13 protein-coding genes are annotated in these 14,399 nt (G+C 36.1%); 2 read left to right on the top strand and 11 right to left on the bottom strand.

The window, feature by feature from the left end; translation table 11 throughout:
- Positions 1 to 179: 179 nt before the first annotated feature.
- Positions 180 to 2,900: a YfhO family protein gene (locus tag A5849_RS02850; protein WP_086309946.1), complete on the top strand. Its 2,721-nt coding sequence runs from the start codon at positions 180 to 182 to the stop codon at positions 2,898 to 2,900.
- A gap of 133 nt (positions 2,901 to 3,033) precedes the next feature.
- Here A5849_RS02850 and A5849_RS02845 read toward each other — a convergent pair whose 3' ends face one another.
- From A5849_RS02845 to A5849_RS02795, 11 genes are all read right to left on the bottom strand, one after another.
- The gene (locus A5849_RS02845) at positions 3,034 to 3,774 is read right to left on the bottom strand and encodes a sugar isomerase domain-containing protein (RefSeq protein ID WP_002314009.1); all 741 of its coding nucleotides are present in this window, start codon (positions 3,772 to 3,774) and stop codon (positions 3,034 to 3,036) included.
- Positions 3,775 to 5,025 carry a PTS ascorbate transporter subunit IIC gene (locus tag A5849_RS02840; RefSeq protein ID WP_002330727.1) on the bottom strand — a complete coding sequence of 417 codons (1,251 nt, stop codon included), beginning with the start codon at positions 5,023 to 5,025 and terminating at the stop codon, positions 3,775 to 3,777.
- A 4-nt stretch (positions 5,026 to 5,029) separates the two neighbouring features.
- A complete protein-coding gene (locus tag A5849_RS02835; protein ID WP_002292323.1) occupies positions 5,030 to 5,311 on the bottom strand; it encodes a PTS sugar transporter subunit IIB in 282 nt (93 codons plus the stop codon).
- 12 nt (positions 5,312 to 5,323) lie between these two features.
- Entirely contained in the window at positions 5,324 to 5,755 is a 432-nt protein-coding gene (locus tag A5849_RS02830; RefSeq protein ID WP_002310620.1) for a PTS sugar transporter subunit IIA, read from the bottom strand.
- Complete coding sequence (locus A5849_RS02825) at positions 5,752 to 7,392, bottom strand: PRD domain-containing protein (protein ID WP_086309945.1); 1,641 nt, start codon at positions 7,390 to 7,392, stop codon at positions 5,752 to 5,754. Before A5849_RS02825 ends, A5849_RS02830 begins: the two co-directional genes overlap by 4 nt.
- A gap of 219 nt (positions 7,393 to 7,611) precedes the next feature.
- A complete protein-coding gene (locus tag A5849_RS02820) occupies positions 7,612 to 8,247 on the bottom strand; it encodes a DUF998 domain-containing protein (protein ID WP_047929418.1) in 636 nt (211 codons plus the stop codon).
- A gap of 151 nt (positions 8,248 to 8,398) precedes the next feature.
- Positions 8,399 to 9,619: a serine/threonine transporter SstT gene (sstT, locus tag A5849_RS02815; protein WP_241694608.1), complete on the bottom strand. Its 1,221-nt coding sequence runs from the start codon at positions 9,617 to 9,619 to the stop codon at positions 8,399 to 8,401.
- A gap of 335 nt (positions 9,620 to 9,954) precedes the next feature.
- The gene (locus A5849_RS02810) at positions 9,955 to 10,650 is read right to left on the bottom strand and encodes a DUF4767 domain-containing protein (RefSeq protein WP_002344641.1); all 696 of its coding nucleotides are present in this window, start codon (positions 10,648 to 10,650) and stop codon (positions 9,955 to 9,957) included.
- 244 nt (positions 10,651 to 10,894) lie between these two features.
- Positions 10,895 to 11,437: a ferritin-like domain-containing protein gene (locus A5849_RS02805; RefSeq protein ID WP_002310614.1), complete on the bottom strand. Its 543-nt coding sequence runs from the start codon at positions 11,435 to 11,437 to the stop codon at positions 10,895 to 10,897.
- Positions 11,438 to 11,441: 4 nt separating this feature from the next.
- On the bottom strand, positions 11,442 to 11,669 hold the full coding sequence (locus tag A5849_RS02800; protein ID WP_002310613.1) for a heavy-metal-associated domain-containing protein: 228 nt from the start codon (positions 11,667 to 11,669) through the stop codon (positions 11,442 to 11,444).
- Between the two features lie 71 nt (positions 11,670 to 11,740).
- Positions 11,741 to 13,627 carry a heavy metal translocating P-type ATPase gene (locus A5849_RS02795; protein ID WP_002310612.1) on the bottom strand — a complete coding sequence of 629 codons (1,887 nt, stop codon included), beginning with the start codon at positions 13,625 to 13,627 and terminating at the stop codon, positions 11,741 to 11,743.
- A 203-nt stretch (positions 13,628 to 13,830) separates the two neighbouring features.
- Here A5849_RS02795 and A5849_RS02790 point away from each other — a divergent pair, with 203 nt between their 5' ends.
- The gene (locus A5849_RS02790) at positions 13,831 to 14,247 is read left to right on the top strand and encodes a PRD domain-containing protein (protein WP_256923947.1); all 417 of its coding nucleotides are present in this window, start codon (positions 13,831 to 13,833) and stop codon (positions 14,245 to 14,247) included.
- The last annotated feature ends 152 nt before the right edge of the window (positions 14,248 to 14,399 follow it).

The raw sequence follows: 14,399 nt of genomic DNA, 5'->3' as shown, positions 1-14,399 counted from the left end.
TTATGATCAGTTACAATTTATTTGCTTCATGAGTATAACATAATCTAAATAGCGTAGCTTGCAAACTATTGATGTCCCCTTGATTTTCAGATACTCATTTTAAAATAATGCTAGTTTTCCTAATTCTCATTGTCTATACTTGATATATATTCTTTAATCTATTATCGGAGGAACTTGTTTTGAAAAAACTGTTAAAAAAAGATGCTTTCACTTACTATTCTATTTTAAGCATCTGCTTATGGGTCGTTATCGTTAGTCTTTATATGTGGTGGCCTATTGCTGGAAAAGCCCCTGTTGAGCTATGGGATGGTCAATCCCAACACTTTGTTTCATTTGTTTATTTTGGCGAATATATTCGGGAAATAATCAAAAATATTTTGATTGATCATAACTTTTCTATCTCAACTTATGATTTTAGTATTGGTTATGGTCAAGATATTTTAGGAACATTACATTACTATATCATTGGTGATCCGTTTTCACTATTAGCAGTATTTGCTAAACCAAAGTATGCAGAATTTGCCTTTTCATTAGCAATCATGTTACGCATTTTCTTTTCCGGAATCTCTATATCGATCTTTCTTCGATATAAGAAAATGGCCAACTATCAAACTTTTATCGCCACATTCATTTATGTATTCTCTGGTTTCGTACTAAGTTCTGCTTGGAAACACCCTTACTTCATCAATCCGATGATTTATCTACCATTGCTATGTTTGGGGCTTGAGTATATCTTCGAGAAAAGAGGATATAAACTCTTTACGTTTATGATTTTCATTTCTGTTATCAGCAACTTTTATTTCTTTTATATGCTTTCTATCTTAATCTTTTTATACGCTGTTTACAGATATTTTGAACTTTATACTTTAAAGGACTATAAAGTGTTGTTTTCTCTTTTATTCAAATCTATTGGTAGTTACGTATTAGGAATAATGATGGGCTCCGTTATTTTCATTCCCGTAATTAATCAATTTTTCAATGCTGGACGCGGGGAGATTCATTCAACGCTCTTACCTTTTTACACGAAATCATTTTATTTGAATTTTGTGAAAAACTTTATTTCACCAGTTTACGGAGGAGAAGCCTCAACTGTCACAGCCTTTTTCCCAATCATCATTTTTGTATTATCCGTTATTTTATATCGTTCTAAGCAAAAAAATAATTTTGCAAGACTTGATCTTTTAGCCATTAGCTTGTTGACTATTTTTTTATTCTTTCCATTTTTTGGTAGTCTTTTCAACGGATTCTCTTATAGCACGAATCGTTGGATGTTTGGTTATGCATTCTTTTGGGCTTTTCTAACAGCAAAATACTTACCTGTTTTAGTTGAATCCGCAACTGATTTATCAAAAAGAAAACGGTTTGTGCATATTTCTTTTATTGTTTTCTTTTTCTTTATCCTTTTCACTTTTGCAAACTATAAGCGAGATGTACCGCCTTATATCGGTTTGATCTTCCTGTTGCTCTATTCAACTATCTTTTTATTGTTTGCTAATTCGAAAAAAACAAAAATCGCGTTGAGTATACTGGTATTTTTGAATGCTCTAGTTTATGGAGCCTTTCAAACAAATATCAAAATCAATCCCCTTATCATTAACAGTTATACTGATAAAAATATCGTAGAAAATGATTATTGGGCACCAAAAAGTTCAGCTATCTCAGATATTATCAATAAAGATACTGACTGGTCTCGGTATGAATTGTCTAAAACTGGAAATCCTCGTTCCGAAGAAAACAATGCTTTGTTAAGGGGAATAAATAGTACGAATTTTTATTTTAGTTTAGCAAATAAAAATATTTTTTCCTTCAATCAGTCTATTGAGAACAATATCAACAGTGACTATGAATATTATGGGCTAGATAGTCGTGCAGAATTAGGCACTTTAGCAAATAGCAAATATTACGCAAAACTAAAAACTGACACTAATCAAGATATTCCTTTTGGTTATACTTATTTACAAACAATCAATAAAAATGGTCAAGATGTAGAAATCTATCAGAATACAAATGTCCTACCTTTTGGCTATACGTACGATTCCTATATCAAACAAAATGATACTCAAACTAGTTCATTAGCTATTATGGATAGTATGACAAAAAGTGTTATTATAAATAAAGATATCTCTGGTCTAAAGAAAAATCAGATGACCGATAAAGGAATCAAAAAACTGAACGATCATATTCAGCAAACGGATGGAGTAGAGATAAAAGGAAATCAGTATATCGTTTCTAAGAACAATGCAACTGTTACATTCTCTGTAGACGCTCCATCTGAATTGACAAATAATTATTTGTTTCTACGGTTTAAGGGAATAAATTATCCTAATACACAACCAGGATTATTTCTTCCAACTGAGACTGCCACGTATTTAAAAGTAACTTATGGACAACTGTCAAAAGAGTTTAATTTTCGAAATCAATATCAAGGATGGTACGTAGGGATCAAAAATTCCTTACTTAATTTAGGGGCAGTGCAACCTAATCAAACTATTCAAGTCAGCTTTAGAAATCAAGGAGTCTATACATTTGATTCTATTGAGTTATATACGCGTGACTATAGTCAATTAAGTACGGAAATAGCTAAATTAAGGGAAAACACACTTCAGAATGTCCATTTTTCGGCAAATGAAGTATCTGGTGAACTAAATCTGGAAAAAGAAAAATTGCTTTTATTAACCATCCCTTATGAAAAAGGATGGACTGCTTATGATAACGGAAAGAAAATACCAATTATCCAATCGAATTATATGTATACAGGATTACTCCTCAATCCAGGTAATCATCAAATCAAACTGATCTATCATACACCTGGTTTAACGACAGGTTGGATGCTCACTATCGTTGGATGGATCATCTTCTTATTCACTATTATCTTGAAAAAACGATTTTCTTTTAAATAATTCAAGAAATTTGGGTTTATTTCCGAAAGATACTTCTGGAACACCCTTTGTTCGAAATAAGGGACTGTGACAATACTTTTGTCGCAGCCCTTTTATTTCACTTATATTCTAAAAGATAAATTGCCATTATGAATTACATGAATTCATAATGAATCACTTCTTTATATTCCTCATATAATTCCGCGTTTCGCAGATCGCCCCCATCTAAATTCGCCGAATAAAATATAGGAGGATGTTTTATCCCATTTGCAATAAGCTGTTCGCAAACTTCCACGATGATCGTATTGAGGATGGCTGCACCGATTACAGTAGAGGAAGGACCGGCTTTTTGTACGATACCTGTCAGCTCACAGCAAGCATCTCCTATATCCCCATGGTTATCGATAACTATATCAGAAACCTCAAACAATCGTTTCCCTGATGAATGACGACTAGTCACCGATCGTGAATATTGGACATTCGTCAAACTAATGATTTTTACGCCCTTCGCTTTTGCAGTTAACGCTAAATCAATAATGATTGGGTTTCTTCCCGATACCGAGTGAAGGATCAATACATCTTGATTTTTAAATGAAATTGTTTTTGCTAAATTCGTTCCATATCCTTCTAAACGTTCCATTTGACTGGTAAAGGTGATAGGGGAACGATCTAGCATCACTTCTCGTCCAAAGATAGCATTGATGGTCATCATCCCACCTGCCCGATAATACATCTCTTCCGCTAAGATACCAGCATGACTAGCACCAAAAATATAGACCGAACGTTTTTGCAGATTCGCTTGGGTCAATACATCGATTGCTTCTTTGATTGACTTTTTTTCTTCCTTTTCAACCAAATCTAATAACTGTTTGATTTTATCCATATATTTGAACATCTAGAACCCTCCAAACAAACCGCTGAATCCTCTACCGATCATTCCCCATAACGACAAATCGTTTCCGCCGAAAATCAATATCCAGCTTTGGATCGTCGTACTAAAAACAATAGCTGAAAAACCAGCTAATATGACCATGACAAATGAAGCTGTGATTGTTCCGACAACCGCTCCACGAAAGCCACCTTGACCTTCACCGATGACTGCTGCACCACCACATTCAAAGAAACTTGTGATTACTAATGGCACAAGCAACACGCCGAATAGATGGAATGAATTCGCCAAAACAACTAAAATCGTAGAAGTGATCATTGCCACGATAAAACCGATAATTACTGCATTTGGTCGATAATTGAATAAAATAGGCACATCAAATGCTGGTTTCGCTCCCGGTACGACTTTTTCTGCAATCCCTTGAAACGCTGGGATGATTTGATTGATCAGTAGTCGGACACCATATAGCATAATGAGTAGTCCTGCACCAAAATTCAACCCTGCTTCAATCGAAAACATCAGGAGATTATCCCCTTCTGGTATCAAAACAGGTGCGATGATCCCAACTACGGTATTCATCAAGAACATGACTAGTGCACCTGTAATTGAGATTTCTCGGAAAAATGAAAGATTCTCAGGTACTTTGATATCTTCTGTCGATTTTTCTTTATTTCCTACTCGTTTTGCTACAAATCCTGAAACTAAAGACAAAACACCCGTTGGATGACCAATCAGGAAAGAATCATCTCCCGTAGCATCCCAGACATATTTGCGCATGATCCACGGCATGAAAGACCAATAACAAGCCGATAAAATCCCGCTGATTCCAATCAATGCTCCCCCTGACAGTCCTGCTTCCACACCAGCTGCTACAAATACGAAAGGAAACCACCAAAGCATATGACCTGTTAAAAAGATCGTCTTCACAGGTGTAAACCGAGCAATCAATAAATGGATAACTAATCCTAAAAACATAGCTAATCCGACCGTTCCGCCATATTCTGCAGTAAACGTCACATCAGATAGTCCTTCTGTCACTTCTACACCCAACTGTGTTTGGACAGCTACATTGATTGGAGAAATCGTTCCGACCAGCATATTGACTCCGGCGGTCAAAGCAACCATACCAAATGCAGCGGTCAAAGCTCCCTTAATCGTTTCTGAAAATGATTTTCGCTGGATGATCAGCCCGAGCATCGCAATCAAACCTAACAAGACGGGCGGATTCTTCAAGATGTGTTCACTAATGAAATTCATTCTTTTATTCCCCCTTATCAGCTAGATATTGTTCCAATTGCGCCTTTATTTCTGAAGTATCCATATACTTTTTAATAGGATAAACAGGCGCTTTTACAGAAGCTTTTAGTTCTGGAAGTAATTCATGACTTGTAAAATAAACATCTGCCATCGTTGCTTTGGCAGTGGATAAATCTGTATTTTCCACTGTCGCCTTTAAACCAAGCTCCTTAATTACTTTATCAAGAGACATTTTCAAAACCATAGAACTCCCCACACCAAATCCACATACTGCTAAAATTTTCATTTTTCTTCCTCCTTATGCAAATAACTGAATGATCGTTTCTTTATTTCCTGATAAAATCGTTTGATATTTTTCATTGTCCATAAATATTTCCATGATATCTTTCAATCTCTCCAGATGGCTTTCGTGGTTTTTGGCAGCTAAAACCAAAAAAATATGGACTGGTTTCCCTTTCATATCTACGGCATCTTTTACGACTAAAAGACTCATACTTTGCTCGTTTACTCCAAGACCTGGTTTTGCGTGCATCAGCGCAAAATAATCAGCCAACACCATATATGGTCCATTTTCCTCTACACTTCTGATCATGTTTTCTAAATACGTATGCGTTATCATTTTGTTTTTTAATAATGGATTGCTAGCGATTTCGACTGCTTTCATCCAATTTTCAGCCGTTTCTATTACTTGGATTTGATTTTTCGGCAGCAATTTATTGATAGTACTCATTCTCTGACCTCCAACATTTTTGAAATAAACCAATTTTTATCCTCTATTCCTTGCATGACCATTTTCATCACAGGTTCGACTTCTTTCACATCTTCTTCTCGGATCATTAGCAGAACAACGATATCTGCCTTTTGATATCCCCATGAAAATGGCTTGTCTGCTATCAATACAGCAACCGAAGTTTGTTTAACGACATTAGGATTGCCATGAGGAATAGCAAAACCATTCTCCAAGTATGTTGATTGGATTTTCTCACGCTCAAAAATAGAGTGGAGAAATCGTTGTTTCAAATCTTCATTCTCAAACTGTTGCTGATCAACCAAAAAACGGATAGCAGCTTCTTTTGAATCCAAGTGATCAAAATAGACATTAGAGGAAATAAGATGTTTCACTTTTTCAGATATCGAGCCTTCGATGTTTATTTGTTCGTTATCTATGACCAGATCGATATAATGATTCATGATACGTTTCATATCTCTAGCAGTAACCATTGGAGAAATTCTTACTACTGGTCTAATTTGCTTAGGTATATCGACAGTGGAGATAATCAAATCTACGTCAAACAAATCTAGTCTGTTCAATTTATCGACAGATGCTGTTTCGATACTATCGATATCAGGTAAGATTCTTCTGATTTTTGCAGAAACAAATGAACTGGTTCCCATGCCATTGGGACATACGAATAAGAGTCTATTTAATCGTTTGACACGCTCGATTGCTGCTTGAAAATGGATAGCTACAAAACCTACTTCATCTTCGGACAAGCTTACTTGATAAGGCCAGCGAAAATCATTTAACGCAAACCAGACAACACCATACAAAGAAGGATAATTTTGTTTTATCTCATCTATCAAAGGATTTACGATGGTCGTTTGAGCCTCAATACGTAAAAGCAGCTGATACAGATGTACAAGCAGATCTTCTTCTAAACGACTATCTTGGGTAAGATCTATCTGAATGCCTCTACTCACTTTTTGGATCAATTGCCGGATTTTTTCTCGAAATACCAAAGGGATCGTTTCATTTTTCATGAAAAAGCGTAAACCACTTCCCACAATAACATAAGTCAAATACTGTACTTCTTCTTGCGAAAATTGGTAAATACGCTGTTCCTCTAACTGATGCAGCAATTCACAAACGAGGGGATATTTATTGAATTCTAAAAAATACTTTCCATATTGATTTTTACCTTTTAAGCTGATTTTCTTCCCTTCTCTTGAACGCTGAATCATCAATAAGATCGAAACGATGATACTTGAAAAGTAGCTTTCTGGTATCTCAATTTGCTTGTCTGCAATGCTCTCGCGAAAAGATCGTTCGACTGTTTCTAGAAGCTTTCGATCCACTATTTCTCTTACGATCTCCAATTCATCAAAATGATTCAGGATCATACGCTTCAGTACCTTCTGAACCTGTATTTCATTTCCTTCAAAATATGTCCCGAAACGATCAAAACTGAGATTCACCCCTTCTTTCGCAAATACATATTTGATGTAAGAAATATCATTTGCGATACTGCTTCTGGAAACATAATATTCTTCAGAAAGTTGCTGGTAGCTTACATGCTCGAAATTGGACAGTCTGTTCAGGATCGCTACTCTTCGAAGTTTGCTTTCTTGATATTGTATTACACTCATTTCCATCACCTTCTATATTCACTATAATTTTTTCTTATAAGGAGAACTAGACCAAATAAAAGATTAAAATAACCTGAGAAATCATACACTGCTCTTTCTCAGTTAATATACGCTAAAACAGAAGCTATACAAGAAAATTATGGAACTATATTTCAGAAAAACAAAAAAACAGCCAACGGACGAAATGTCCGCTGACTGTTCAATTTGACGACTCAAGTTTTACTGTTTGAGATGCAAGATACTCAACCAGGCAATGGGCACATAATTAAAGAAAAAACTGATTCTTTGGCAAAATCCTATTTTATTCAGTAATGGCCAAGAATTTATAGAAGGGATTCTTGCCAGACCATAAATCGCCGCAAAAAGCAAACTGATCACAGACAGTCCAAGGTATAAGTGGCTTACGTCCAGTTGCTCATTTTTTCGATAGATCAAGAAAAGAAGAACTGGAAACAATAAAAAACCACTATAACCTAAACCTGATCCGATATTATGAACCCATGTCGAGACATTCCACGAAGATTCATGAGTATTGATACTGAACAAACCTGTAAAAATACAATCACCTATACCATAGAAACCGATAGATGCTGTAACTAAGGTAGCTAACACACGAGATATACTTGCAAATGCAGCATACAACGCAGGCAATGACAGGATGAAAAAAATCCCTGAAACCACTGACCAAATAAGAAACGCCTTTCTTACAGGACTGGAAACCTCTCCAAATACACTGATCACACTCTTCATTTGATCTAATTCAGGATAATACAATCCTAATACGTACGGAGTCAAAAAATCACTCAACACGCCTAATAGTAAAAAGAAAAAACCAAATTTACGTAAAAAATCCATGATGCGCCTCCAATAACAATTACCTATGCTTTTAATTGTTATTATAAACGACTTTATCTCGATTTAACAGGAACCTCTATTCTACAGGAACATCTATATAACTCATTAAAAATTTGAATCGTCTTAAGGTTCATCCCTAAATATCTAATGTTCAATGTTCATTTAATCCGTCTAATCGATCTTTCAATTTGATTTTTTCTCCACTTCTTTTACGCGCGCCTAATTCTCCTATTGCAGTAAACAACAGATCACTTGACGAATTTAAGGCAGTTTCCATTGAATCTTGGATAACACCGATAATAAATCCGATACCGACGATTTGCATCGCAACATCATTAGAGATACCAAACAAACTACATGCTAGTGGAATCAATAACAGTGAACCGCCCGCAACACCTGAAGCCCCACAAGCAGCTAAAGCAGACAAAATACATAAAAGGACTTTCAAAACAAACGATGCTTCAATCCCTAAGGAATGTACAGCCGTCAATGACATCACGGAAATGGTAATCGCAGCACCGCCCATATTGATCGTAGCACCTAATGGGATCGATATGGAATAAGACTCTTTCGTCAATTTCAATTTTTCAGCCAGCATCATGTTTATCGGAATATTTGCGGCAGAACTTCGGGTAAAGAAAGCTGGAAGCGCGCTTTCTTTCAAACAAAAGAGAATCAATGGATAGGGGTTTTCTTTAATAAACAAAAACGTGAGGAACGGGTAGACAACTAATGCGACAAACAGCATCGTGCCGATCAACACAAGTAAAAGCTGCAGATACTCTGCCAATCCAGCGATTCCAGTCGTGGCAATCGATTGATAAACCAATCCTAAAATCCCTATCGGAGCGAATGCAATAATCACTTGTACGACTTGTGATAATGCTACAGATATTTGATCCACCAATTCTTTTGTCGATTCTGAACGTGATCGAAAAGCTAGACCTAACAACACAGCCCAGAATAAGACACCAAGATAATTCGCATCAATAAGCGATTGAACAGGATTTTGTGTGACATTTGTCAACATCGTAGATAAAACACTTTCCAAATTTTGCGGTGCTTGTTCAGATACTGTTTCTTGTAAAGTAATAGGAACAGTAAAAATTGAACTTATAATCACTGCTACAAGTGCCGAAAGCAATGTTCCTACTAAATATAAGACTAAAATAGGCTTCACAAATGTCTTATTTCCTATTTTATGTTTGGCAATTGAAGCCATCGTCAAGAAAAAAACTAAAAGAGGCGCAATTGCTTTCAAGCAACTGACAAACAACGTCCCCAATATTGAAATAAATGTCCATGTGGGGAAAAAGATACCCAACAATATTCCGACTAAAATACCAACAACAATACGTTGAACTAACGACATATCCAAAAACTTCTCTAACAAATGACCACCCTTTCACAATTTTAACAATCATTGTATCATTTTATCTAAAGAAACTAAAGGTGTAATTTTCTAAAAATTCTAACAATACAATTGGCAATTCATGCTCTTGCAACATTCAGTTTTAGTATTGGAGGGTTTATTCAATCTCTAAAGAAGTCGAGAGAAAACTATTTATCGTTATTATTAAAGTTATCCAAGTAAAACGTAATTAAGATGAAGGATGAAACTGGAAGTTTCATCCTTCATCTTAATTCTTAGACATAGCAATCAATTAATATTTTCCACTGAGTCTCTTCTTTCTCTCACTAATTTACTTACCCATAAACGATTTGATTAAAGCCATTTTTCAATTCATTATTCGCTGTCTCGTTGAAGTAAAGATAATTATCGGGATTCCCCTGATTTTGTTGTGTCACCAATACTTTTGGCTGATTTTGCTGAAATCCAAATAGATAGACGTGCTTTTTCAGATATGGTTCTGTCTCTGCATCGGAATAGACGGCTGTAATTTGATAATCTGCTTGACCTGTCCCACTTTCTGACCATTCTGCAGAAGCAGGCACTCCACCAATAGCCATCTTCCACTCCCCATTCAAAATAGCTTGAGGGACTTTAAGACCATATAAGTCCACACTCATTTGATTCGTATAACTTTTGTATTGTTGCCCCATTGTTTGGCCCCATGTGGTCATAAATGCCTCTAATTGTGCGGCTTTGTCTGCATTCCACAGTGTTTGTTCAACTTGTTCGCTGCTTTCTGAAGAGGAAGATGAAGCCTCTAAAGAAGAACTTGAAGTAGATGTTTGAGTCGTTTCAGTCGTTTTGGAAGACTCTGACGAAGTAGAGGTATCTGCTGTTTCTGTACTTGTTGCAGTTGACTTGCTCTCTGTGCTAGTTGTTGTAATAGTTGCAATTGTTTCTTTTGTTGATTCTTTTCTTGGTTCATTCCCGTTGGTACAACCAGCTAACAAAAAAGCTAGGCCCATTGTTAATAAAATCCTCTTTTTCAATTAAAAAAACTCCTTTCGATTACTCCCCCACTTCTTTATTCTATTAAATAAGCAATGTGATTTTATTGATTTTTTGTATTTTCTCATCCATCTTTTAAACCATTTAAAAACTAAGAAGCACCCGCTGATGTCTTATAGACAACATCAGCGGGTGCTTCTTTTTATTTTATTTTTAAGACAAAACGTTGTGTTTTTTTCCTGTTTTTCTCACACTTTATATTTGTATTTGAAGAAACATAGACTTTTAGTCATCATCGTCTTCTTCATCCAAATCTTGTCGGAGAGTTTTTCCTTGGAGTCTTTGTACTTGGTAGATGATTTCTTTATTGAAACTTAAAAGTTCAACAAGCAATTGTTGCAAGCCATACTTTTCTTCTTTTTCAGCTAACTTGATTGCCCGTGTGATAAAGACATTTTGGAAATCGAAATCTTTTGCAAAGTTTTCTAACATTGTTGAGGCTGGTAAATATTTGTTTTGACCATGTTCGTAAATTTTTCCATAACGCATGACTTCTTCTAAAGTAGACGGAACGATTTCATTCTCAATCACTAACTCATGAGAGATTTTATTGAACCATCTCGCTTCTTGATCAGCATATTCCGAAAAAAGGGTACTTAATTCTTGCGAAGATGTACCCAAAACATACAATTGTGCTTGGATCAATTTCATTTCTTCTAATTTAAAATTTGCTAATACATGTCCCACCATGGCGCCAGCAGTTGGTTTATGATGGTCGATATCTGCTTGTTTTGTTTCTTGAGCAAATTTTTCTTCCACTATATTCATTGATTTACGCCTCTTTTACTTTTGTTGATTGGACTTCATAACCTAATTTTTCCACAACTGCAGCTAATTGTTCAGGGTGGACTTCATCTGGATCAAAGTTTGCTTTGATTTTGCTCGCATTAAACAAAACTTTCGTATTGCTTACCCCAGGCTGTTGAGAAACCGCATGTTCGATTTTTTGCATACAGCTTGGACAAGTTAGTGTATCTAATTGCATAATCATTTTTTTCATCGTAGTTCTTCCTTCCTTTTTCTTGATAGTCTTATTCTAGATTACAGCTTCCATAAAAAAATTGATTCTTATCAAGTTTTACGATTTTTTTCTTTGCTTTCGTGTCCAAAATACAATAAACGCATTGCGTTAAAGATAACGATCAAGATACTAGCTTCGTGAACGAACATCCCACTAGCCATGTAAATAAATCCGGCAAATAAGCCGATGAGTAAAAATGAGACGACACCAATGGCAATCACTACATTTTCACGGGTATTCAAAACAGTTTTCTTAGCCAAACGGTAGGCATGAACCAACGATCCAAAACTAGATTGCATCAAGACAACGTCACTCGTTTCGATAGCGACATCCGTTCCTGATCCCATAGCAATCCCGATATCAGCCGCAGCCAAAGATGGAGAATCATTGATTCCATCTCCAATGAAAGCAACGCGCAATCCTTCTTCTTGGTATTTTTTCACAAATTGAACCTTTTCGTCTGGTAATAATTCAGCATGGACTTCATCAATGCCTAACATATCAGCAACATAATCAGCAGTCATCTGATTATCACCTGTCAGCATCACTAAATGTTTTGCTCCTGCTTGTTTCAACTTAGCTAATTGTTCAGCGACTTCTGGTCGAATCACATCTGACACACCAATGATTTGAGTGATTTTTTTGTCGATTGCTACAATAATGACTGAGCTGCCTGTTTGTTGTAATTGATGTAAATCTTGTACTTGCTTTGGTGTAAGAGAAAGTTTGTGAGCGGCAATCAATTTGGTGTTGCCCGCACAAACTGCATGACCATCAATCTCAGCTGTGATTCCTTGTCCCTTGATCGTCTGATTATCTTTGACTGCTAATTGTTGAAAATCAAGGACTTTCTCCTGAGCATAATGGATCACGGCGCGCCCCAGAGGATGATCGGATAACGTTTCTAATCGAGCCACTAAAGCTAAGCTGTCCCCTTCATCCTCTGTATAGTTCTTGATAGTGGATACAGCAGTAGTTCCTTTGGTCAATGTACCGGTTTTATCAAAGACAAAAGTATCGATTTTGGAAAAAGTATCCATTGCTTCACCGCCTTTGACTAAGATGCCCCGTTTCGCTCCATTACCGATTCCTGCTACATTCGAAACAGGCGCACCAATGACTAAAGCGCCAGGACAACCAAGAACCAAAACAGTGATGGCTAAACGAAAATCACGACTGATCAGACCAACAAGCAATGCAATAAGTAAAACGGTTGGAGTATAATACTGAGAAAATCGATCAATGAATTTTTCCGCATGTGATTTGGTATCTTGTGCTTCTTCTACTAATTCGATAATTTTGGCAAAGGTCGTATCATCTCCGACCTTAGTTGCTTTAATCGTCACGTAGCCATCTGCTAAAATCGTTCCAGAAAATACGTCATCTCCACTGATTTTGACGACTTGTCGTGATTCACCCGTCACTGCGGCTTCATCCGCATACCCTTTCCCGTCAATGACTCGGCCGTCCACAGGAATAGCTCCACCAGTTTTTACTAAGACGATATCGCCTTCTTCCACGTCATCGATTTCCACTTCTTCAGTCGTTCCATCTTCTTGGACAACGCTGGCAGTCGATGGGGCCATCTCGGTCAAATCCTTGATTGATTCCCGCGTTTTGGTCAATGTTTTTTGTTCCAGATAACTACCAAACAAAAACAAGAATGTAACGATAGCTGACTCCTTGTATTCTCCGATCATAAAGGCACCAAGCACAGCAATAGTAACGAGTAAATCAATTGAGATAACTTTGACTTTTACTGCCTGATACGCATAGATCATAATAGGTATGACCGCAATAATAGAAGCTATGGCTAGAGCAATGTTATAGAACAAGACAAATCCAGTAAATTTTCCGATAAAACCAAAAATAATCAACACAGCTGATAAGGCGGTGATATGATTTCGATGCTCTTGGATCCACTTTTGAAATTTCATCTTTCTCCCTCTTTTCCTTTTCGTTCTTACGAGACTAAGTATAGATACTTATCCATCATAAAAAATTGACCACTATCAAGTTTAGTCAAAAAGGTGGTTTTCTTTTGGTATACTGAATTCCTACAGTCATTAAACGATCATATAGAAAAAGGAAGCGCCGAGACGCTTCCTTAGGTAGTTCTATTTTTTTATTCAAAGATAAGATGCTTTGTCATCTTACGACTGAAGAACAACAATCAAAAAAGGGCAGCAGCCACTCATTCACAAGAAATATCGTTTTTGATATGGGAATTGAAGCAGTGGACAAATATCTCTACTTATTAGCTGGGAATAAGATCCAAAAAAGCTTAATGGATTTCATCCAAGAATTGGAATGTACTTTCCACAAAAAATTCACTCATTCCATTCTTTTAAAACTTTTGATTCATACAGCGTGTTTAATTGAGCGTACATTGATAAACGGTCATGAACTTAAAATTATATCAGAAGATGACACAAGACATTCTCATGAAACAATTTTTCATGTAAAAAAGGCCTTCAAAAATATTGAAACAGAATTTGGGATCACTGTTTCTTATGATGAATGTTTCTTTATCTATGATATTATCGCATCTAAATAATCTTTTTTTATGTAAATGAGTATTTTTTTAACTTATTGTTTAAGAGTGATAATATTCCATCCTAACAATTAAAGGGAGACAATTAAAAGTTTGTCCCCCTTTTTGCTGACTAAATTGTTTTCTATAAACAAATCGAATAACTGTTTCATTGA

The sequence above is a fragment of the Enterococcus sp. 10F3_DIV0382 genome (genome assembly GCF_002140245.1).
Classification (GTDB): Bacteria; Bacillota; Bacilli; order Lactobacillales; family Enterococcaceae; genus Enterococcus_B; species Enterococcus_B lactis.
Note: the sequence above shows the minus strand (reverse complement) of the source record. Positions and strands in the feature narration are given on the sequence as shown.